General features: G+C 35.6%; 18 protein-coding genes, 1 pseudogene and 1 riboswitch. Of the genes and pseudogenes, 10 read left to right on the top strand and 9 right to left on the bottom strand.

All coding sequences use genetic code 11. The features are described 5' to 3' along the window. Window positions 1–161: 161 nt before the first annotated feature. Complete coding sequence (locus tag BGI23_RS04495) at window positions 162–2162, bottom strand: ABC transporter ATP-binding protein (protein WP_070805323.1); 2001 nt, start codon at window positions 2160–2162, stop codon at window positions 162–164. Next, window positions 2159–3919 (bottom strand): ABC transporter ATP-binding protein, encoded by a 1761-nt coding sequence (locus BGI23_RS04490; protein WP_070805322.1) that lies wholly within the window; start codon window positions 3917–3919, stop codon window positions 2159–2161. The genes BGI23_RS04495 and BGI23_RS04490 overlap by 4 nt, the downstream gene beginning before the upstream one ends. Window positions 3920–4508: 589 nt before the next feature. Between BGI23_RS04490 and gapN the strand changes: the two genes are divergently transcribed. Further along, entirely contained in the window at window positions 4509–5948 is a 1440-nt protein-coding gene (gene gapN, locus BGI23_RS04480) for an NADP-dependent glyceraldehyde-3-phosphate dehydrogenase (protein WP_000213631.1), read from the top strand. Window positions 5949–6027: 79 nt separating this feature from the next. On the opposite strand, the gene BGI23_RS04475 is transcribed toward gapN, so the two are convergent. Beyond that, the gene (locus BGI23_RS04475; protein ID WP_070805321.1) at window positions 6028–7113 is read right to left on the bottom strand and encodes a DUF3626 domain-containing protein; all 1086 of its coding nucleotides are present in this window, start codon (window positions 7111–7113) and stop codon (window positions 6028–6030) included. 112 nt (window positions 7114–7225) lie between these two features. Further along, window positions 7226–8056, bottom strand: coding sequence for a glutamate racemase (racE, locus tag BGI23_RS04470; protein WP_070805320.1), 831 nt, complete (start codon window positions 8054–8056; stop codon window positions 7226–7228). Between the two features lie 200 nt (window positions 8057–8256). Next, window positions 8257–8440, top strand: a riboswitch (Lysine riboswitch). 147 nt (window positions 8441–8587) lie between these two features. Here racE and BGI23_RS04465 point away from each other — a divergent pair. The 5 genes from BGI23_RS04465 (at window position 8588) to BGI23_RS04445 (ending at window position 14443) form a co-directional block, all read left to right on the top strand. Further along, window positions 8588–10012 carry an amino acid permease gene (locus BGI23_RS04465; RefSeq protein WP_070805319.1) on the top strand — a complete coding sequence of 475 codons (1425 nt, stop codon included), beginning with the start codon at window positions 8588–8590 and terminating at the stop codon, window positions 10010–10012. 60 nt (window positions 10013–10072) lie between these two features. Continuing rightward, the gene (locus BGI23_RS04460) at window positions 10073–11272 is read left to right on the top strand and encodes an ABC transporter permease (protein ID WP_070805318.1); all 1200 of its coding nucleotides are present in this window, start codon (window positions 10073–10075) and stop codon (window positions 11270–11272) included. Window positions 11273–11463: 191 nt separating this feature from the next. Beyond that, window positions 11464–13461, top strand: coding sequence for a catalase (locus BGI23_RS04455; RefSeq protein WP_070805317.1), 1998 nt, complete (start codon window positions 11464–11466; stop codon window positions 13459–13461). A gap of 23 nt (window positions 13462–13484) precedes the next feature. Continuing rightward, window positions 13485–14000 (top strand): type 1 glutamine amidotransferase domain-containing protein, encoded by a 516-nt coding sequence (locus tag BGI23_RS04450; protein WP_000037518.1) that lies wholly within the window; start codon window positions 13485–13487, stop codon window positions 13998–14000. A 239-nt stretch (window positions 14001–14239) separates the two neighbouring features. Beyond that, complete coding sequence (locus BGI23_RS04445; protein ID WP_001063866.1) at window positions 14240–14443, top strand: hypothetical protein; 204 nt, start codon at window positions 14240–14242, stop codon at window positions 14441–14443. Between the two features lie 44 nt (window positions 14444–14487). On the opposite strand, the gene BGI23_RS04440 is transcribed toward BGI23_RS04445, so the two are convergent. Next, entirely contained in the window at window positions 14488–15744 is a 1257-nt protein-coding gene (locus tag BGI23_RS04440) for an MDR family MFS transporter (RefSeq protein ID WP_000508188.1), read from the bottom strand. Window positions 15745–15828: 84 nt separating this feature from the next. Between BGI23_RS04440 and BGI23_RS04435 the strand changes: the two genes are divergently transcribed. Together BGI23_RS04435 and BGI23_RS04430 are read left to right on the top strand one after the other, a co-directional pair. Further along, the gene (locus BGI23_RS04435) at window positions 15829–17589 is read left to right on the top strand and encodes an SgrR family transcriptional regulator (RefSeq protein ID WP_157441020.1); all 1761 of its coding nucleotides are present in this window, start codon (window positions 15829–15831) and stop codon (window positions 17587–17589) included. Window positions 17590–17619: 30 nt separating this feature from the next. Beyond that, window positions 17620–18138, top strand: a complete 519-nt coding sequence (locus BGI23_RS04430; protein ID WP_070805315.1) for a general stress protein — start codon at window positions 17620–17622, stop codon at window positions 18136–18138. A gap of 44 nt (window positions 18139–18182) precedes the next feature. On the opposite strand, the gene BGI23_RS04425 is transcribed toward BGI23_RS04430, so the two are convergent. Beyond that, window positions 18183–18731, bottom strand: coding sequence for an NAD(P)H-dependent oxidoreductase (locus tag BGI23_RS04425; protein WP_070805314.1), 549 nt, complete (start codon window positions 18729–18731; stop codon window positions 18183–18185). A gap of 19 nt (window positions 18732–18750) precedes the next feature. Continuing rightward, complete coding sequence (locus BGI23_RS04420) at window positions 18751–19290, bottom strand: ester cyclase (RefSeq protein ID WP_070805313.1); 540 nt, start codon at window positions 19288–19290, stop codon at window positions 18751–18753. Between the two features lie 169 nt (window positions 19291–19459). On the opposite strand from BGI23_RS04420, the gene BGI23_RS04415 reads away from it, so the two are divergent. Both BGI23_RS04415 and BGI23_RS28085 read left to right on the top strand, forming a co-directional pair. Then, on the top strand, window positions 19460–19798 hold the full coding sequence (locus tag BGI23_RS04415; RefSeq protein WP_063223780.1) for a winged helix-turn-helix transcriptional regulator: 339 nt from the start codon (window positions 19460–19462) through the stop codon (window positions 19796–19798). Between the two features lie 101 nt (window positions 19799–19899). Further along, window positions 19900–20290: pseudogene (locus BGI23_RS28085) on the top strand (IS3-like element ISBt2 family transposase); the annotation flags it as partial. A gap of 138 nt (window positions 20291–20428) precedes the next feature. On the opposite strand, the gene BGI23_RS04405 reads toward BGI23_RS28085, so the two are convergent. Both BGI23_RS04405 and BGI23_RS04400 read right to left on the bottom strand, forming a co-directional pair. Further along, window positions 20429–21202 (bottom strand): MBL fold metallo-hydrolase, encoded by a 774-nt coding sequence (locus BGI23_RS04405; protein ID WP_255369078.1) that lies wholly within the window; start codon window positions 21200–21202, stop codon window positions 20429–20431. 554 nt (window positions 21203–21756) lie between these two features. Beyond that, window positions 21757–23124, bottom strand: a complete 1368-nt coding sequence (locus tag BGI23_RS04400; protein ID WP_070805311.1) for an FtsX-like permease family protein — start codon at window positions 23122–23124, stop codon at window positions 21757–21759. Window positions 23125–23127 lie beyond the last annotated feature (3 nt).

Genomic DNA, 23127 nt, shown 5'->3' with positions numbered 1-23127 from the left:
ATAATCAAACAAAAAGGAAAAATAATGCTACATACAAAAAATAAGTAACATTTTTTAATATAGCATTTATTGTACGAAAGGTAAAATAATACTTCTTATTTAACAGTCCTGATTCACTAAAAAAAGAACTTGTGAAAATCACAAGTTCCTCCCCATACCTATTAAGCGCTCTGATTCCCTTCCATTTGCGTTTTGTACATATCGTAATAACGCCCGCGCTTTTTCATTAATTCATCATGAGACCCTTTTTCTAAAATCGTCCCTCTATCAAGCACGATAATTTGATCTGCACTTTTAATTGTTGAAAGACGGTGGGCAATAATAAATGTCGTTCTTCCTTTTTTCACAACTTCTAGCGCTTGTTGAATCATCGCCTCTGTTTCTGTATCGATACTAGATGTCGCTTCATCTAAAATTAAAATGGCTGGGTCAAAAGCGAGCGCCCTAGCAAACGATATAAGCTGACGTTCTCCGGTTGAAAGTGTACTTCCTTTCTCCGTAATTTCTTCATTTATATTGTTCGCAAATCTTTCAGCACCTACATCACGCAATGCTTTTACGATGCGCTCTTTTGAAATATTTTCATTTTCTAAACTAACATTAGATGCTACTGTTCCGCTAAATAAAAACGGATCTTGCAGTACAATTCCCATATGTTCACGAGTTGCTTGTTTCGGCATCTCTTTTACATCATGACCGTCAATCGTAAGCTTTCCTTTTTCAAACTCGTAAAACTGAAAAAGTACATTCATAATGGAACTTTTTCCTGAGCCAGTATGACCGACAAGTGCGACTGTCTCGCCTTGTTTCGCTTCAAATGAAATATTTTTTAACACTTCATCTTTTCCATTATAAGAAAACGACACATTATCAAACTTCACATTTCCTTGTAAGCGAGGTATACGTTCTTCTTCTACTGCTTCCCCTTTTTCCTCTAACAATTCAAAAACACGTTCTGATGCAACGCGCGATTGTTCTAAGTTAGCAAGCTGATTCACCATATTTGTAATCGGTGAGAATAATCGTGTTAAATAATCAACGAACGCATATAGTATCCCTAGAGAAATGACGCCTGTAGCACTTAATGAAGCACCACCGAAATACCAAATCACACCTGTGAAAGCGATATTTCTTAATACACCTACTAAGTTATGAGAAGTTGCTGCATTTAAATTCAAAATTTTATTTTGATACTTAAAATAATCGCCATTTAATTCTTCAAACTCTTTTTTCGTTTCACGCTCTTGACGGAACGCTTGAATAATTGGCATCCCTTGAATGGATTCATTCACTGTTCCGTTAATATCAGATAAACGCGAACGCATTTTATGATTGTATACAGACGCGTACTTTCTATATAAAATAGCCCAAACAATTAAAATTGGGATGATGAGTAAACATAACGTCGCCAATTTTACATCAAGTAAAAATAGCGCAGCGAATATCCCAATAATATAGATGATACTTGAAACGAATGTTGCAAGCACCGTTACATATAAATCACGAATAGCCTCTGTATCATTCGTTACACGCGATACAATTTTCCCTGCTGGTAAATGATCGAAATACCGAATCGGCAACGTTTGGATATGAGAAAAGACATCTTCCCTCATAATTTGAATAATTTTGTTCGCTGCCTTCTGTAAGAAAAATTGCTTTCCGTATGCAAATAATGAAACGACTACTAATAAAGCAAAATAGCCACCGCCCAGTAATAATAGTCGGTTTATTTCTGGTTTATAAAACGCAAACACTTCTTCTTTCGTTAATGCTTTCGCTTTATACACTTGCACCGCCTTACCATTTTGAACGGTAATCATATCACCTTTTACAGTACGTGATCCTTCAGCATTCACTTTATTCGGCACAAAGTAATATTGAAAACCGACTTGCATCACGCGTACTTCTTTTCCTTTTTTCTCACCTTCCTGGAAGCGATCGCTTCGCTTATAAAAGGCGCCATTATACGAAACAGCCTCTTCACTCTTTTCTGTTTCATACCAAGGTTTCTCTATTCCAACGATATGATCGTCAATCATCGTTTTCGCGACGAAAGGACCAGCAAGCTCTGCGATGACGAAAATAAATAACATTAGCATCGCTGCAAAAATCGTTCCTTTCACTTTCATCGCATATTGAAACAATCGTTTTGAAACGCTCATATTTTCACCCCACTATCCGCACTTTCACTTTCACCTTGTTGTCTTTCAAACTGCTCCGCATACCAGCCTCCCTTTCGGATAAGCTGATCATGCGTACCTTCTTCCATTACTTCTCCCTCATCCATAACGAGAATCCAATCCGCATGTTGTACGGCAGATAAACGGTGCGTCGTAATAATCGTCGTCTTTCCGCTTCTCTCTGTTCTTATATTTTCAATAATCGCCGCTTCCGTACGAGCATCAACAGCTGATAAAGAATCGTCCAAAATTAAAATTTCTGGATTTTGAATAACAGCTCGTGCAATTGAAATCCTTTGTTTTTGCCCTCCTGATAAAGAAACACCTTTCTCTCCGACAAGCGTTTCTAACCCTTCTGGTAAAAACTCTAAATCCTTTTTAAACGCCGCAATTTCAATCGCTTTCTCGAGTTCCTCTTCCGTCGCTTCCCTATTTCCGAATAAAATATTTTCTCTCGCTGTTTTTGAGAATAAAATATGTTCCTGCGGTACATAACCAATCCATCCAAGCACATTTTCATTCGTCATTTGATCTAACGTCACATCAGAGACTGCAATATCTCCATCTCCAAGCGGATATTGGCGAAGAAGCTGACGTACGAGCGTCGTTTTTCCGCTTCCTGTTTTTCCAACAACCCCAAGCGTTTCCCCTTGTTTTAATGTAAACGAAACCTTTTTTAAATTTGTTTCAGTTGATGAAGGATATGAAAAGGTAACATCATCAAACTGAATATAATCCGGCTCTTGTACAAGCTTTGGATGTTTCGGATCCTTTACATCTGGTTCATACGCTAACGTTTCATTTACACGGTCGAGTGACGCATTTCCTCTTTGCATAACATTAATTAATTCACCAATTGCAAACATCGGCCAAATCATCATCCCTAAATACACGTTAAAGGAAACGAGTTCACCAAGTGTCACCTTTGATTGGAATACAAGATATGCACCATACACTAAACCAATTAAATAACTAAGACCGACAAGCATTTTTACAGTTGGCTGAAATAATGCATCAATTCTAGCTACTTTCATATTCTTTTCGTAGACGTCATCCCCTAACTGATGAAATCTTTCTTGGTCTGCATTTTCTTGTACGTACGCACGAATCACGCGCACACCAGCGATCGATTCTAATACTTTATCGTTCATATCACCGAACGCATCTTGCGCAACTGTAAATCTTTCATGCAATTTCTTTCCATATATATTCATCGCATATGCCATAATTGGAAGTGGTATAAGTGCCGCAAATGTAAGCTCCCAACTAATTGTAAATCCCATCATAAAGACGATCGTAAGCATATATAAACTCGAATCTACGAGCGTTAATATACCGAAACCAGCGGTCATAGCGATTGCTTTTAAATCATTCGTTGCTCTCGCCATTAAATCACCAGTACGATTTTTTTGATAAAACGTCGGCGTCATCTTAAGTAAATGCCCCATAAATTTAGAGCGCATCGTTTTCTCAAGCACGAATGCACCGCCAAACAATTGATGTTGCCATACGAAAGTGAGGCCATATCCAACTATCGTAACCCCAATTAAAATAAGAATAGACTGTATAATAGCTTCGTTCGATAACGTTCCTGTTTTTATATTATCTATCGTAACCCCTAACACTTTCGGGGGGATAACTTCCACTATATTCACAATTAAAAGAGCTCCAATGGCGATACTATATCTCTTCCAGTGCTCCTTAAAAAACCACTTTAACTTTAGTAATACTGAAAACAATGTAATCTCTCCCTTCTCGTTCTCATTTATCTCTCATTTCTTTATCCGCTATCCAGACCCATTACATTTACATTTCGTAACCCATACAATCTCATCACATTTTTCCGCCTTCCAAAGTTTTATTTAGTAACATGGAAAATAAACAAAAAAAAGCATACCGCCGCTTGACGATATGCACAAAAAATGCATAAAAGCGTACGTTACGATATACGCAACGTACGCTTTTTATAAGACAAAAATGCCCTATATATCCGCACGGGTTGCGTAATGATATAAATGTTTTCTGCCATTTAACAGAGCTAAACCCATTACATTTACGATTACAATCATTACGCACACCCCCTTCATTTATTTTCCATTTATAATCTTATAACTTTATTGAGTATTCTGTCAATTGTTTTTTACAAATTGAATAAAAATATATGATCCATCATTTCGAAATAAGGGAATGTTCTGTAAGAAAGGGCATACAAAATAAAAACTTCATAAGAAATCGTTTTCACAAATATTTCATTTGAAAAATGTTATCAAACCCCATACAATCACCTTATACTCACTCTTACAAGTTGCTATTTTAGGAGGACTAATCATGACAACTAGCAATACGTACAAATTTTATTTAAATGGAGAATGGAGAGAAAGCTCTTCAGGAGAAACAATCGAAATTCCATCTCCATACTTACACGAAGTAATTGGACAAGTACAAGCAATTACTCGCGGAGAAGTAGATGAAGCAATTGCATCTGCAAAAGAAGCTCAAAAATCATGGGCGGAAGCTTCTCTACAAGATCGCGCAAAGTATTTATATAAATGGGCTGATGAGCTTGTAAATATGCAGGATGAAATTGCCGATATCATTATGAAAGAAGTCGGTAAAGGATATAAAGATGCGAAGAAAGAAGTTGTTCGTACAGCTGATTTCATTCGTTATACGATCGAAGAAGCTTTACATATGCACGGAGAAAGCATGATGGGCGATAGCTTCCCGGGCGGTACAAAATCAAAACTTGCGATTATCCAACGCGCACCACTTGGTGTTGTATTAGCAATCGCACCATTTAACTACCCAGTAAACTTATCTGCTGCAAAACTTGCACCAGCATTAATTATGGGTAACGCTGTTATTTTCAAACCAGCAACTCAAGGTGCAATTAGCGGTATTAAAATGGTGGAAGCACTTCATAAAGCTGGCCTTCCAAAAGGTCTTGTAAACGTAGCGACAGGACGTGGTTCTGTAATTGGTGACTACTTAGTAGAACACGAAGGCATCAATATGGTATCGTTCACAGGTGGTACAAACACAGGTAAACATTTAGCGAAAAAAGCTTCAATGATTCCACTTGTATTAGAACTTGGTGGTAAAGACCCTGGTATCGTTCGTGAAGATGCTGACTTACAAGATGCTGCAAACCATATCGTAAGCGGTGCATTCTCTTACTCTGGTCAACGTTGTACAGCTATTAAACGTGTACTTGTACACGAAAACGTAGCAGACGAGCTTGTTGGCTTATTAAAAGAGCAAGTAGCTAAACTATCAGTTGGATCTCCAGAACAAGACAGCACAATCGTTCCATTAATCGACGATAAGTCTGCTGACTTCGTTCAAGGCTTAGTTGACGACGCTGTAGAAAAAGGTGCTACAATCGTTATCGGTAACAAACGTGAGCGTAACTTAATTTACCCAACATTAATCGACCACGTAACTGAAGAAATGAAAGTTGCTTGGGAAGAGCCATTTGGCCCAATCCTTCCAATCATCCGTGTTTCTTCAGATGAGCAAGCAATTGAAATTGCTAACAAATCAGAGTTCGGTCTGCAAGCAAGTGTCTTCACTAAAGACATTAACAAAGCATTTGCAATTGCTAACAAAATCGAAACTGGTTCTGTTCAAATTAACGGACGCACAGAGCGCGGTCCTGACCACTTCCCATTCATCGGTGTAAAAGGTTCAGGTATGGGCGCACAAGGTATTCGTAAGAGCCTTGAGTCTATGACACGTGAAAAAGTAACTGTATTAAACTTAGTTTAATCTTATACAAAGAAGCTGATCTAATTTTAGATCAGCTTCTTTTCTATATAGATACTTCCCAAAAACGGAGTATTTCGTTCTACTTCCGATTTGGTTTTCCAAATCGAACTAAAACATGCCATAATAATTTTAATTCCTGAAGCACTTCTTCATAAGTTCCACGATCACTCCAAGATAATGGATTGCGTTTCAAATCCGCTACAGCAGAACCGATTATATTTGCATCGATACAATGATTCCGTGCAATGCGTCTTGCTAAAGATGGCATTTTTGCACCTCTAAAATTCATTGGAACGTCGTCTACCATAAGTACAAAACCTGTGTGCCAATACAAATCAATAGCATACTTCATACAAATTTCTTCTAAAGTTCTTCCTACATCCGTACCCTTAAATGAAGGATCTACAACAAGAGCTTCCACGTCTTCTTTAAGAGAAATATCTCCATGGACCTGTGCTTCAATATAATGATTAAGGTTACGGGCTGACTCTTTGTTTATTAAATCTACAAACGGCCTTTCCAGGTTAGCCAGTAAATGATTAACTAATCTTGTTGGAGTCAAATTCCCTTCACCAATTGCACACTCTCTTACGAATGTCTCTTCCAAAAGAGCAGCTAAAATCATATCAAACTCCTCATAAGTCCCCTTTTCTTTTGGATCTTGATGCGAATCTAAATACGTATATGTAGAGCGAGAAGAAACTTTTGGAGATAAGAGAAAATAACATGATCCAAAACGCGGAGCCGGCCCATCTGGATGTAACATCAAATTTAGCGCCCCATACTTTGGCCGTTGATCATTCGTTACACCTTCCAATTGATATGCTCCTCCAAATATTCTCTGTTCCCAAAGGTCACGTTCACCGCCAGGATAAGCAGATACGCTTCCGTTAGATAGCAATGTTTCAAACTGACTTTTATATATTCCTTGCTCAAACAATGCTTCAGCAACACTTTTCATACTCGAATCGAGTCTGTCTGGATGAAAGTGTAAAGCGATCCTTGCATGAGATTTCAAGTTAGCGACAGCTTCTTCAAATATTTCATCTGTAATATTACACATGTTAAGTATATGATTAATTGTTGCTTTCGCCTCACGTTTTTCATTCTCTGCATATTTTGAAATATACTCTAAAGCAAATAGTTGAGACCTTGATAATTCCATAATCAAACCTCTCCTTTAATTGAAATGACCTTAATCCTTTCAATTAAAAGTGCATTTTTTCCTTCTTATGCAACTAACCTAATTTATTAAACAAAAAGTACTTTAATACAGTCTAATTACAGATGCGAGCATTCTTTACGGGTAAATCCACACATTCTACAGAAATGTGATATCCTAGCCAACGCTCAGCAATATGTTCAAATGATAAGGCAGAGCCTGTTGTAAAAAATCGATGCTCAGGATTCAGATTGTCAGACAAAATTCCTTTATGCTGTAAAATTGTGCTTAACTCTATCGCTGTTTCTTCCGCAGAACTAATAATCGTTACATCCTCTCCTAGTTCCTTTTTTATATAGGACTCTAAAAGTGGATAATGCGTACATCCGAGAATTAGCGTATCTATATTTTCTTTCATTAATGGCAGTAAAGCTTGTTTCACTTGCTCGGTTACATATGCTGTATCTTCTAATTGATTTTCTACAACTGTAGCTAAAGTCGGGCACGCATGACTATGCACTTTCAAATATGTATCAAGCTCATGCAATGCTTTTTCGTACATATTAGATTTTATCGTACCTACAGTTCCAATTACTCCGATTTCCCCTTTCTTTGTCACTTTAATTGCCGCTCTTGCTCCTGGATGTATAACGCCAATAACCGGAATAGAAAGTGCTTCTTGCAGCGCAGTCAATGCAGCAGCTGCAGCAGTATTACATGCTACAACTAGAGCTTTTAACGGAAACTGTTTGAGGAACTCAACCATTTCAAATACGAAAGATTGTACCTCTTCTACACTTCTTGGCCCATACGGACAACGCTCATTATCACCAATATAATAAATGCTCTCTTTAGGCAATTGTCTTATAATTTCGCTCGCAACTGTTAATCCCCCAACTCCCGAATCTAACACACCTATTACTGAATGTTTATGACATACAGACATATACTTCATCCCCTTTTCAATCATCTAGCACCAATAACATTTATTATATTATGAAAATTCAATATTACATAATAATCCCTCTTGCTTTTAATCACAAACTCTTCTCTATAATCTGATTATTACTATATCCATTGACGTATAAAAATTCATTTGTTACTCTTAAATACGTTAAATTAATATTTAAATCCTCATTCGTATCTCGGTGAGGTAGAGGTTGCAGTCATTAAGAGTATCATTTCAGGAGATGTAGTGGCATTGATGAACGAATGAGAAAGGAATGATTGCCGAAGTAAGCCCGTGTCCACCATGCACGCTTGCTGGGTCTGCTACTTAATAAGTGCAGAACTGTCACAAACGTTTCGTTTGTGGAGAGCTATCGAGAGGTATGTCGTGGGTTTCTTATAAGATAGAAAGCATGTAGCGGCAAATTACGTGCTTTTTTTGTTTTGTTTGGAACTTCTCTTCCTGACTCAGGAAGACATACATATCTCCTCGCTTGACTTGGTTATACTAACTTTGGAGGTATTTTCTATGCAACAAAAAAAATGGGGCTTTTGGGTACTCACAGCTTTCGTTGTCGGTAACATGGTTGGCGCTGGTATTTTCATGGTGCCAAGTACGTTGGCACAAACAGCAAGCCCTCTCGGTGTCACTTTAGCTTGGTTAACAACAGGGTTTGGTGTTTTAATGCTAGCTCTTGTTTTCGGTAATTTAGCAATTCGTCGTCCTGATTTAACGACAGGACCACAAAGTCATGCATATGCTTTATTCTCAACACCAAAAAAGAAAAAAATGGCTGGTTTCAGTATGGTATGGGGCTATTGGGTTGCAAACTGGGCAAGTAACGTTGCCATCATTACATCATTTGCGGGATATTTATCACTCTTCTTCCCGATTATGAAAGATACACGACTACTATTTTCAATCGGTTCTTTTAATGTAGAAGTCGGAAAACTAATTACATTTACGATTTGTTCCATCTTACTTTGGGGAACTCATATTATATTAACAAACGGTGTAAGCGGAGCTGGAAAGCTAAACTTCTTAGCAACAACAACGAAAGTAACTGGATTCCTATTATTCATCGTCGTTACGTTATTTGCATTCGAAGCTTCTAAGTTTGGACAATGGTACACACCGATGATCGATAAATCAGGTGTATCACATGGCCTTCTTTCACAAGTAAACTTAGCTGCTCTTACGACGCTTTGGGCATTTATCGGAATTGAATCAGCGGTTCTTTTATCAAACCGTGCCGTTTCTCCAAAAACGGTAAAACGCGCAACAGTTGCGGGATTACTTATTACAGTTGCGATTTACTTAGGAATTACAATTTTAACAATGGGTGTACTTCACATTGATAAATTACAAACTTCTGAACGTCCTTTAGCAGACGCACTAAACGCTGCAATGGGTCATGGCGGAGGGAAACTGATGGCATTACTTGCTCTTACTTCCCTATTCGGTTCCATCTTAGGCTGGATTTTATTAAGCTCAGAAGTACCGTATCAAGCAGCAAAAGAAGGTTTCTTCCCTTCCTTCTTCACAAAAACAAACAAAAAAGGAAGTCCAATTTATTCATTACGATTAACAAACATTATGTCGCAAGTGTTCTTATTCTCAACATTATCAGGAACAATTGCGGAAGCTTATACATTCGTTATTACCGTATCAACACTGGCCTACCTCATTCCATATCTCGTTTCACCAATCTTCCAGTTAAAACTAGTCGCAACTGGTGAAACATATAAAAATGAAATGCGAGCAAGAATTACAGATGGTATAGTCGCAGTAATCGCACTTTGTTATGCACTATGGGTTATTAAAACAGGTGCAGCCGATATAAAAACATTCCTTCTCGGAATCGGTTTATTCGTAATCGGCTTTGCCTTCTACCCATTAATGAATCGTGATCAGAAAAAAAATAACGAAAAGAAAAACGAGCAAGTTGCATAACGCAATTTGCTCGTTTTTTCTTTTGCAAAACATATATAATAGAACAAAGAGGTGAAAAACATGTCAATTGAATCACTATGGAGCAGTCGCTTCCAACAACATATGCAAAATATCATTACATACTTTGCACGTATGATTAACGGTTTACTATATAGCTTTATCTTTATTTCATGCGTTGGTGCATACTACTATGCTCAGTTTCTAAAAGCATCTCCTTCTAAAGGAATATCTTTACTACTCATCACGATTGTACTTACATTCATTATAACGAGATGCCCGATCCGTACATTTATTCAAAAACCTGATGCTGTCTATTTACTAGCACTAGAAGAGAAATTAACATCTTATTTCAAAAAATCTCTTCTATACAATTACATCATTCAGCTTTTCCCATTATTATTTACGTTTCTTATTCTCGTTCCGCTTGCACTGCAATCATTACAATTAACGATACCTTTCTTATGTACAATCTTTATCATTTTAATGGTTACGAAAGCTTGGAACATATACATACATTGGATGTGGCGTGATAGTCATGAAAAAAGCATCTGGCTTATCATTCGTATTACTTGTAACGCACTCATTATTTACATGCTGTTTTACTCAGCAAATATTCTCATATTAGGGGGATTACTTTTACTGCTTGCTTTCCTGCTTCTATATACGAAAAAGCAGCCTACAAAACGAATACCGTGGGATTACATAATTGAACAAGAAGAAAAAATGAACATTCGTTTTTATCAATTTGCTAGCATCTTCACCGATGTTCCGCAACTAAATAAGCAAGTAAATAAAAGAAAATGGCTTACAACTTGGATTGAACCTTTATTACATAAAAAACGAGCAACTTTCTTCTATTTACATACACTCGCATTTTTACGCGGGAATGATTATTTCGGTATATATATTCGCTTAGGGCTGATTGGTGCCTTCGCCTTATATTTTATACCAAACATATACGCAAAAGGCGCTATCGCATATATCGTTCTATATATGATCTCTATGCAGCTCCGTTCCCTATGGAAATATTTTTCGGGAAATATTATTGTAGCATTATATCCAATTGATACTGAAAAACGAATGAATCAATTTCTTCACTTAATCTTTATATTGCTAAGCATTCAGCTCATTATATTTTCAATTGTTATACTCATTGCTACAGGTCAATTTTTACATAGCCTTATCATTATGATTGTCGGGTTACTCTGGATCAAATTTATTATTGTACCAAAAACGAAACAACGCGTTTTTTCGTTTTAACGAAAAGAATTATCTTAAATGCCAAGGAGAAAATAAAGTATCTCCTTGGCTTTTTTATTTTCCCTTCTCAAACAAGAATCACTGGTACAACCAACGTTTTATGATTTTTACATACAAAAACGATAATACATGTTTACATCCTAACAAAAAGGGTATCTATTAATTAACAGCGTAAAGGAGGGGCCTATATTGTGAATAAAAAAATGGAGCAATTGGAACACCACGTTACGGATAATCAACGCAAACATGCTTTAACAACAAACCAAGGAGTAAAAATAGCCGAGGATGAATTCTCTTTAAAGATGGGCTTAAGAGGCCCAACCTTAATGGAGGATTTCCACTTTCGAGAGAAAATGACCCATTTTGATCACGAGCGAATTCCTGAAAGAATTGTTCATGCACGCGGAGTTGGCGCTCATGGTTATTTTCAGCTTTATGAATCTTTAGAGGCATATACAAAAGCAGATTTTCTTACTAACCCTTCAAAAAAGACACCTGTATTTGTACGGTTCTCGACCGTTCAAGGCTCTAAAGGATCCAATGACACAGTAAGAGATGTGCGCGGATTTGCCACAAAATTTTATACAGATGAAGGTAACTATGATTTAGTAGGTAATAATATGCCAGTATTCTTTATCCAAGATGCTATAAAATTCCCTGATTTTGTCCATGCAGTTAAACCAGAACCACATAATGATATTCCTCAGGGAGCTAGCGCTCATGATACATTTTGGGATTTTGTTGCGCACAATCCCGAGTCTACTCATATGGTTATGTGGCAGATGAGCGACCGGGCTATTCCGCGTAGTTTACGAATGATGGAAGGTTTTGGGGTTCATACATTTCGACTTATTAATAAAGAAGGAAAAGCCCACTTCGTAAAATTTCACTGGAAACCTACCCTCGGAGTTCATTCATTAGTATGGGATGAAGCTCAAAGAATTGCTGGGAAAAACCCTGATTTCCATCGTCAAGATTTATATGAAGCAATTGAAAAAGGGGATTATCCAGAATGGGAGCTTGGATTGCAGCTAATTCCAGAAGAAGATGAGCATGCATTTGATTTTGATATTTTAGATCCAACGAAATTATGGCCGGAAGAAGAAGTTCCTGTAAAACTAGTTGGTAAAATGACACTCAATAAAAATGTTGATAACTTCTTTGCAGAAACGGAGCAGGTAGCTTTCCACCCTGGCCATGTCGTACCAGGTATTGATTTTTCAAATGATCCTCTTCTGCAAGGAAGATTGTTCTCCTATACAGATACACAATTATCTCGTTTAGGAGGCCCTAATTTTCACCAAATTCCTATTAACCAGCCCGTATGTCCTTTTCATAATAATCAACGTGATGGCATGCATCAAATGCAGATTCATCGCGGTCAAACAAGCTATCACCCTAATGGCTTAAATAACAATCAACCAGCAACCGTGCAAGCTGAACAGGGCGGATATGAGCATTATCAAGAAAAGATTGATGGACATAAAATTAGGGGGCGCAGTAAAAGCTTTCTTAACTTTTATTCGCAAGCTAAACTTTTCTACAATAGTATGAACCCTATTGAAAAGCAGCACATAAAAGATGCATTTTGCTTTGAAGTTGGGAAGTGCAAATCAGACATGGTGAAGGCAAATGTAATTGCTCTTTTAAACCACGTCGATCGTCAATTAGCAAAGGAAGTCGCTAACATGATTGGAGCCCCTTTGCTTAAAGAAAATCACGAAATAAATTCGGATGCAAAATCACCTGCACTAAGTATGTCCAACACTATTTTTAAAGCTAATTCCAAAAATGTGGCAATTCTATTGAATGGTGACCCAAGCGTCTCCCTTCTGTCCGAATGGATTCAAGCTTTTGTACAACACCGAATGAACTATAGCATCATAGATAATAAAATTCATCAGTTCAATGATTCCATTAAAGTAACGGATACTTATACAACAACAGACTCTTCACTTTTTGATGCAGTATTAGTGTTTAGTAGTGAGTCTGTCATTCAACCCCCTGTTTTAGAATTTGCAGAAACTACTTTTAAACACTTTAAACCGATAGCCTATGTCCTTAGCGATCCTCATGCTTTAGACAATAGTAAAATCAAATTAGATGGAGCAGGAATTTACAACTTAACAAACACTTCAATTGAGTCATTTATAGAAGGCATTGCCCAAGGACGATTCTGGAACCGATAATATAATATAAGGAGCGGATTAGAATGAGTAAAAAAATTGCTATTTTAATAACGGATTATTTCGAGGACACAGAATACACAGAGCCAGCAGAAGCTTTTAAACAAAAGGGATATGAATTAACAACTATTGAAGCAGAAAAAGGGAAAACGGTACACGGTAAGCAAGGAAAAAGTGAAGTTGTAATTGATAAAGGTATCGATGATGTTTCTCCAGAAAACTTTGATGCGCTCTTCATACCGGGTGGATTTTCCCCAGATATACTTCGTGCAGATGAGCGTTTCGTTCGCTTTAGTAAAGCATTTATGGATGCGGAAAAACCTGTTTTTGCTATTTGTCACGGACCCCAATTACTCATCACTGCACAAACACTTGAAGGACGCGATGTGACTGGATATAAATCTATTGAAGTCGATTTAAAAAACGCCGGCGGAAACTTTCACGATAAAGAAGTAGTCGTATGCCAAAATCAGCTGGTCACAAGTAGACAACCTGAGGACATCCCGGCGTTTATTGAAGAATCGTTGCGTATATTGGGATAGTTATTAAAGATTAATCAAAGTAGCTATTTAGCTACTTTGATTAATCTTTTTATTTGTATGAAAAACAAAAAAGAACCTTATTTTAATAATCTTTTTATACACCCTCTTTTCTCTCCCCAGAACTTCTAATCACTTTTCATAAGCAGTTCTCATATAGTGAAAATGACTATACGATTCCTATCCATAAGTTAAATAATGATTTTACAAATATATAAATACAAAAGATGGGAGCCTTATTTATGAATAACAATCCACCTTCAACGCCCCCAAATCCAACGGAAACGAATAATAATGAAGTAAGCTTACAAACGTTACGCGTCATCGGACTTATTGTACTGATTAGTGGCTACATATTAGTCACTCTTTCTGAAGTAGGAACGTTAAAAAATCTTTTACTACAACCGAGCACCACTCCAAATTTAGCTGAAGTTGATCCGTTTTAAAAGCCATATGAAAAGCGATTTCTAGCATCGCTTTTCATATCGTTTTATCCAATCTGAGAAACCTCCCCCTCATACTTCTCTCTCCCAATCGCCTTCATAAATAATAAAATACTGCTCATACCAACGATAAAGTACAGAGCGCTCATACCCCAAGATGCGATAAATGAACCTAGCATAACACCCAATGCCCCGTTCATTTTTGCCACTTGAAAGACCATTCCGTTAATCGCCATATATGAACCTCTCGCCTCATTTGGTACCATATCTGCCATAATAGATTGACGCACTGGCACATACATCATCTCGCCTACCGTTTGGAAAAGCCCTGCAATTAATAAAATCCATAAACTATTGCTCGTTCCGAGTATTGTAAATCCAATTGTATAAATGAATAAGCCGACATATAATATTTTCAAATCGTTGAAGCTTTTCAGCATTTTAATAAGAAGTGCTGAACATAATACAACTAAAATTGTATTCTCTGCAGAAATCCAGCTCAGCATGCGAATACCTGTTAAATCAAACGTAACACCATTCCCGAATAAAAAGTGCACCGTTTCAAATTCCTTCTGCAAACGTACTCCTAAATAATTATTAATTTGAAACTCTAAAGATAACGTACATATACTTGCTGCACAAAAAATTAAAAACGCTCTATCTTTCATCACAACTTTATAACTATCCGCCATATCTTTTAATACATTTTTCTTCTCCACCGTTTTCCGTGCTACATACACTTCTTCCATATATACAGCCATCACATATAAAGTAATAACTGCAATCACTGTTAATCCGATAAACAATTGCAATCTATAGTTCTCAAATAGTAATCCGCCAAATATCGCTCCAATCGCAATGGATAAATTAATTGCCCAATAGTTAATGCTGTACATCACTTTTCGATTTTCAGGTGTACTTACATCAATTAACATTGCCTCTGTCGCAGGGTTCATAAGTCCAGATCCTAAACTATTCACTAACATAAATATAAATGTTAGCCACGGTGAATCTACATAATCGGAATTCGCAATCCCCATACAAGCAATGGAAATGACTTGTATACTTTGACCGATAATCATCACCTTTTTACGACCAAGCCGGTCTCCAACATATCCACCGTATAAACCAATTACTAACGAAGCTATGACATTAATAAGTAGTAACGCACCAGCAATCGCACTACCTAACTTTATTGAAAAATAAATCGCCATAAATGGAAAAATCATCGTGGATACAGTACGTGTTAAAAACGAAGTTATAATTCTAATTTTTATATTTCGATGCATACTCCAAAATCCCATTGTTTCCCCCTCCTTATGCTTACTTATTTTACTTTGAAAAAAAGGAAGAAAAAGGTTAGAATATTCTAAAGAGTTTCCCCTTTTATAATAGAAGGAAGTGTATATATGAAAATTATGGACTATTACATTAGACTAAGACTACATGCACAAGATCAACAACATATGCGAAATAGCTTACAAGAATTAGCGGATGTTTTATATTGCAGTACGAAAAACGTAAAGATTTTATTAAAGAAAATGAGCGAGGAACAATTAATTAGCTGGACTCCAGGGCGAGGACGCGGAAATAAAACAGAAATTCTATTTATACATAATTTCGTAGAAGCGATTGAGTCCTATACAGATGAACTGTTAGCGCGAGAAAAATTAAAGGACGTTTTTCTTCTTTTAAAAGAACCTCTCCCCCTTGCACTTCAAAAAAAGATAGAAAATAAACTACATCATCATTTTGGATACGAACCTTCAAATGATATGTACGACATATTAAAAATTCCTATATCGAGAAAGATATTCCCCTTAGATCCGGCTTTTGTGGCTGTAACTACAGAAAGCCATCTTACAAGTCAAATTTTTGATACGTTAGTCGTTTATAACGATGTTACGGAAAAAATGGAGCCACACATTGCGCATACGTGGGAATTAAGTGAAGACGGGCTGACGTGGACTTTTTATTTACGAAAGGACATTCATTTTCATAACGAAACAGTTTTAACTTCTAAAGATGTACAATTTTCATTTGAAAGACTAAAAGAAGTTCACTCTCCTTTCGAATGGTTAACAGAAGAAATTGTTCAAATTGAAACGCCATCACCACTGCAAATACGGTTCCATTTAGCAAAGCCCAACCTTTTCTTCTTACACTATGTAAGTTCCATACAACTAGCAATTTTGCCACATGATGCAGTTATTCAAAATCATCATTATATAGGTACTGGACCTTTCAAACTTGCTCATTACTCTGAAGACAATATCGTACTCGAAGCGTTCACTCATTATTTTAAAGAGCGCGCATTATTAGATCGTATTGAATTTTGGGGTATTCCGGATCATGTACAAATCGATGCTGATTATGAACTACCAAATGAAGAAGAAAATGAAAGGCATGATATACAAATAGAAGAAATAGGTTGTATTTATGCTGGATTCAACTTTACAAAACCTGGTCCTCATCACGACATTTACTTTCGAAAGGCTTGGAGAGAACTATATGATGTTGAAACGATACTTCGTAGCATAGAGGGTAGACGAACAATTGCTGCATCAAGCTTTTTCCCTGAAAGAAGCCGCCAAGCTACTAAAAGGTCCTACTCTTTAGAAAAAGCGAAAGAGTATTTAAAAAAGAGCACTTATAATGGAGAGACGATACATATTTACTTCTTCGCATTTAAAGATAGTGCAAATGATGCATATTTCTTAAAAGAACGATGTGAAAGTTTAGGTATACAAGTAGAGCTTCACCCATTTCTCGTTTCAGATTATATGAACCGTTCTATCGATCAACATGCCGATATTATTTTCATGGGAGAAGTGTTTGCTGCCGATCATGAACTTGCATTCTTAAATGTATTTAAAAATAAAAGTTGCTTCGTAAACCGGTTCATGGACCCGCACTATGAAAAACAAATTAACTGTTTACTTGATACATTTTTATTAGAAGAAAATAAGGAGAAGCGCTATGAGCTCATGTATGAGATCGAAGAATTTTTACAAACAGAACACATCATTTTATTTAACTATCACGTTTTAAAAAGAAAGACATACCCTTCTTCTTTAAAAAACGTAACAATTGATTCATTCGGTTGGGCAAATTTTGCGAAGTTATGGATACAGCCATCCATGTCTTAAAATATGAGTCATTATAAAAGGAGAGAAACCATGAAACGCACCCTAGAAAAAAGACTTTCCTATCTATACACAGGTGAATTATTTTCAGTCATTACTTTTATTTTCACAAGTTACTTACTTAATTATGTTTATCCTACTTTACATTTATATTCCCTATATTCTTTTTGGATCTCATTTCTTCTTTTAGAGTTTATCTTATTACAAGGAGTAATTTACTGGTACGTAAAGTGGAAACGACTAAAAAAAGAGAAAACATCTGTTACGCCCATTAGGATGATTCAATATTTAAAAATACTTAAAAAGATAAATATAGCATTCATTATCACGGGATTTATTACGTTTACTATTGATGTTGTAATTTTGTATCCCTACTTACCTTTAGGCGGGCTATCATTTACTCTATTTATTTATATGTTTGCATTACTTGAGTACATTAACTATTATCATACTCAGCTTTCATACGATAACATCTCTGATATGAAACATTTAATCAAATCAAAAAAACTAAAGCAGTCCTGTATAGGTAAAGATTTTAAACGTATTTCGTGAAAGAGAAGGTACTACCTCCTTAGTAGTACCTTCTTCACATACTATTATTTAATTACTCCATCTAAGTGATCTTTCAAGTTCAATAAATATTGTTCAATATCCGGATTCTTTACCACATCATAACAAGCAAAACTCTTTAACGGACTCATCCCAAGAAACTTCTGCACGCGGTGTAAATGACTAAGCGTTGATTCTAGACTTTCCCCTTCAAAGAACTTCGTCTTATCTCCAAATGAATTTTCAGGTGCGTTCCAAGTTGTAGAAAACATATACTCTTTCTCTGTTAACAAACCACCTGTTCCATATTCATCTGCACCTTTAAAGAACAAACCATATTCATACACTTCATCCATATACGTTTTAAATAACCCAGGTACACTAAACCAGTAAATCGGCGTTTGATAAATCACAACATCAGCCCATAAAAACTTCTCTTGTTCTTCTTTAATACTATAGCCATCTTGAATCGTTGTTGTTTTCACTTGATGGTTCTCGCTTAATACCGTTACCATATGATCCACTAACGTTTTATTTAATCGTCCTTCCTTTGTACCGTATTTTTCATGTCCATTTATAATAAATATATTTTTCATCGTTTTTCTCTCCCCTACTCTATTCCTCGTTTATTAATCCAAGTTGCTGTTTCAACGTAAGATTATCTTCTAAATGCCAGTCTTCCGTAATCTTTCCGTCTTTCACATGCAAAATATCTATTGCAGAAAAGCTAATATTTTTACCGTTATGCGTTCCTGTAAAAGAAAGACGGGCTGTTACTTTATCACCAACAACCAATAAGTCTTCAATCTCGCAATGTATATCAGGCACAACTTTACGAAAATTTTGCGCTGCAAACTTTAATCCTTCCGTGCCTTGTAGTCGCCCTTTCGGCAATGTATGATCGAAAAATTTTTCAGTAACAGTTTGCGGAATAAGTTCCTCTTTACCTGTATCCCAAAATGCATAAAAACGCTGCGCTGCATGAACCATTTCGGTCGCTTCCTTTTTACTTAGTGAAGGATCAATTGTCATTGCTTTTGGCTTTGGCATTTCTTTTAATAACTGAACTTCCGTTTTTTCTTCCACACCACATGCTACAAGCACAATACAAATAACAAACAAACTAAGAAATCCAAATAACTTTTTTATCCCCATGGAAATCACCACCTCCTCCTCTAAATCCTTTGTATTTCGTATTGCTATTGTATATGCACTAACTTCCTTTATGGAAGTAGTGATATTTTTTTCATATAGTTACCAAAAGTATAGTTTTGTGATACTATAAAGCAAATTCATCAAAAAAAATTTTATGGAGGCTAGTTCCATGAACAATATAGATCCAGTTGAATTAACGAAAGGTTTACCTGGCATACCTTGTCCCATCGCTAAAACCCTTGATGTAATTAGTACGAAATGGACATTTTTAATCATTCGTGATCTTCTTATCGAAGGAACATTACGCTTTAGTGATTTACAAAAATCAATGGATGGTATTAGTCCAAAAACATTATCGCTTCGACTAAAAGAATTAGAAGCTCAAGGCATTATAACGAGAAAAGTATATCCAGAAGTTCCACCTCGTGTAGAGTACACATTAACGGATAAAGGGAAGCAATTAGAGGGGATATTTATTGAATTAAAACGGTTTGGATTAAGCTTATAAAACAAAAAAACCTTACCGTTGAAGTGAAGTGAACCCGAATAGTGGTACATGAAAAAATAAGAGTTCATTACCCAGAAAAAGTAAAGTGGAAAGTGATTGAAATGAAAAAGGATGGGTATTCCAATCGGACCATTATGGAGAAGCTCGGAATTGAAAATGTTTCCCAAATTAAGACATAGATGAAATAGTATCGTACAGATCAAACGTATCCCTTTCAACAACCTGTAGGAAAACAATATTCTTATGGAAAAAGACCAAAAGAGCTCAGTGAATTAGAATAGCTACGTATAGAAAATAAACACCTAAAAACAAAATTACTTGTACGGGGAAAGTATCTGGAAATCGAAAGGGGCTGAAATCAGAAACTGTAGTTACTTTATGGAAAATGTACAAACAAAAATAACAGTAAAAGAATTGCGTAACGTATTAGAATTACCCCGTTCCATATTTTATCGCTCATTACAACGAACGGAAGATTTGAAAGATGATATAGGGGTACAGACACATCGCCATCAAGCTAACAGAACAGATTGCCCCTAAACGAAAATTTTGTAGCTTTTTTAGCACGGAATTTCATTATTATCGTTTTTTTATGTTTCTTAACTTGATAGAGGTGTGGTGGATTCTTTTTTAGAAGTAAATACTTCTAACACCTTGTAGTATTTGAAGATCAATTTTATCTGCTTTTGTCCTTTGAATTATAAAATCTAATCCATTTTTAGTATTGTCCGCATATTTAGGCATTGCTTCAAGAGTATCTGTCAATGGTTTGGTGAAATTGTCCCAATGTATTGGAATAACAAGCTTCGGTTGTACTTTTCGTACAGCTTGCTCGTAATACGTATTTTGCAAAGTACTTTCCTGCTTTCCTAATCCCCCTATTCCTAAAAACAAGACATCAGCTCGAATATCATCTAATACCCCTTCTATATAGTTAGCACTTGGTTTAACAAGGAAAGTTTTATTATTATACGTAATCAAGTAATCATATGAAGAGTCTTCATGATAATCTAGGGCTTTAGCTGGTTGTTTAAGTGGCTTTTTTATTTTTTCTCCTTCATCAAAGGTTGGTGAATGTTTCGATGGAAGGACAGTAACAGTAAAATCACCAAACTTCATAGCCTTATTTACTTCATATACAGACATCTGGTTCTTATTTATATCACCACCAATACCTATGTTAATTGCTGATTCTGAACCATATACATGTGTTCCAGTTCGTTTAGCTATATAAGCTAAATCAAACGCATGATCATAATGTGTATGTGCAATAAATAATCCCTTAAGTTTATTATTATCAGCCCCTATTTGATTAAAAATTTTATCCACATTATCTTCATCTGTTTTTATATTGCTGAACAACATTTTTGGTAAGGATGGCCTAGAAATAAAACCATCAATCATTAATTGCGTATTTCCATCATCAAATAGTAAAGATGATGTTCCTAAGAATGTGACCTTTACCTCACCGTGATTCAATACCTTTTGTGTTGTTTTTGGAGCATAATATGCCTTGTATTGTTGAATATCTGCTGAAGGTGTTAAAAACTTATAATAAACGAAAATAGAAGCGATTAGTACTAGTTACTAATAATCCTATAAAAAACACGCTTAATTTTTTTCTTAATTTATATTTCAAAAAACATTCTCCTTTCTAGACAAAAGATATTATTATTTGACTGTGCTAAATCCTCCTACTTGAGGTTACCACAAAGTATCTATAAAATTAAAAAAACACCATCCTTTCCTATGATTCTACAAAAAGAATAGCGTATTTTTTCATTTTAGGGGGAATTTTGTTTTCTTAGCTTGATAGCGATGTGGCGGTACCCCATATAGAAAAAACCGATTCCCTACACGTTAAGGATATCGGCTTTTGTTCATTTCATTATTCTTTATTATTTAGAACTTGATAGGTTGTATTTCCTAATTTTATTACGCAATATCAAAAGAATTTATTACTTATACACAATTCTAAAATACGAATTAACGGTTAATATATAATATCCAAAATAGATTATGCAATATGCAATAGAACTAATGGAAATAGGAATCATAATACTGTATATAGGCATGTTGTTTATTATTGGTAAAGCAAATAAGCTATGCGTAAGTCCGACTATTATAGGTGAAATAAAACTAAAGCTCACTTGTTTCGAAATTGACTTTCTTACTTCTTTTTTCGTAACACCTATCTTACGAAGAACCTCATAGTATTTCTGATTAGCATGCGCTTCAGATAGTTGTTTATAATAAATAATGGAACCAGTTGCTAGTACAAATATAATCCCTAAGAAGCTTCCAATAAACAATGTGACTCCGTACAGTTGCATAAAATCTTCATTTGTTTCAGATTGCCCTACATAATACCCTGATACAACTGTACTAACTGCCGTTAAAGCTGTGGCACTTAAGATAGCAATAGTCGCAAGTAATTTGGCATTTCCTTTTACTCGATATAACAACTGTGAAATATTTAGTATATTCATACCGTTAAAATAGATATTGCTCTTACTTTTAATTTTCTTTAATACAATAACTGTATAAGACGTGAATAGACAGTAGGTTGCAAGAACAATCGCAATCAAAATAGATAACGGGATTATTTTAGGATCCATTAGCGGACGCATAGGGTCCTCAGGGTTCTGCACAAATTTTACGACTTCGCGAAAAAAGAATGCTAAAACATAACCAAAGCCAATTAAAATAAGACCTATATATGCCAAATATTTAGATCCTTTTGGCATACTCTCTCCTTTATGATTCGCTTGGAACATTTCAATTAATGGAAATTGATAAATTAAGCGCGAGTTTTTCCAAGCTGTATATAATAGAATCGATAAAAAAACAATAATTGTGTCTATTATGGCCTTTATAGATAACTCGAACGTAATTGGCACATTTAATTTCATCAAACTCATTAGAAGTTCTAAAAATAACTTAAAACTTATACTGCCAATCAATATTCCAACTATTAAAGCTACGCCCCCCATTATTAATGTTTCACAAAATAACATCGTACCAATTTGTTTTTTAGTAATGCCTAGTAAAGAATATAACCCTATCTCTTTTTTACGTTTTCTTATAAAAAAATTAGTAGAGTAAATAATAAATATGGCTATAAAAATAATGAGTATCACTTTTGAAGACTGAAGAACACTATTAATCATTACATTATTAAGCATTTCTTTTTTGATTTGCGTACTATATCGAAGTGACGCAAATATAAAATAAATCAGCATACTCGAAGCTAAAGATACAAAATAAAGTATATACTCCTTAAAATTTCGCCTTATATTTCGTTGAACGATTTCAATTAAAGTCATTTA

The sequence above is a fragment of the Bacillus sp. ABP14 genome (assembly GCF_001831375.1).
GTDB lineage: Bacteria > Bacillota > Bacilli > Bacillales > Bacillaceae_G > Bacillus_A > Bacillus_A paranthracis.
The sequence above is the reverse complement of the archived record's forward strand: the minus strand, read 5'-3'. Positions and strand labels throughout refer to the sequence as shown.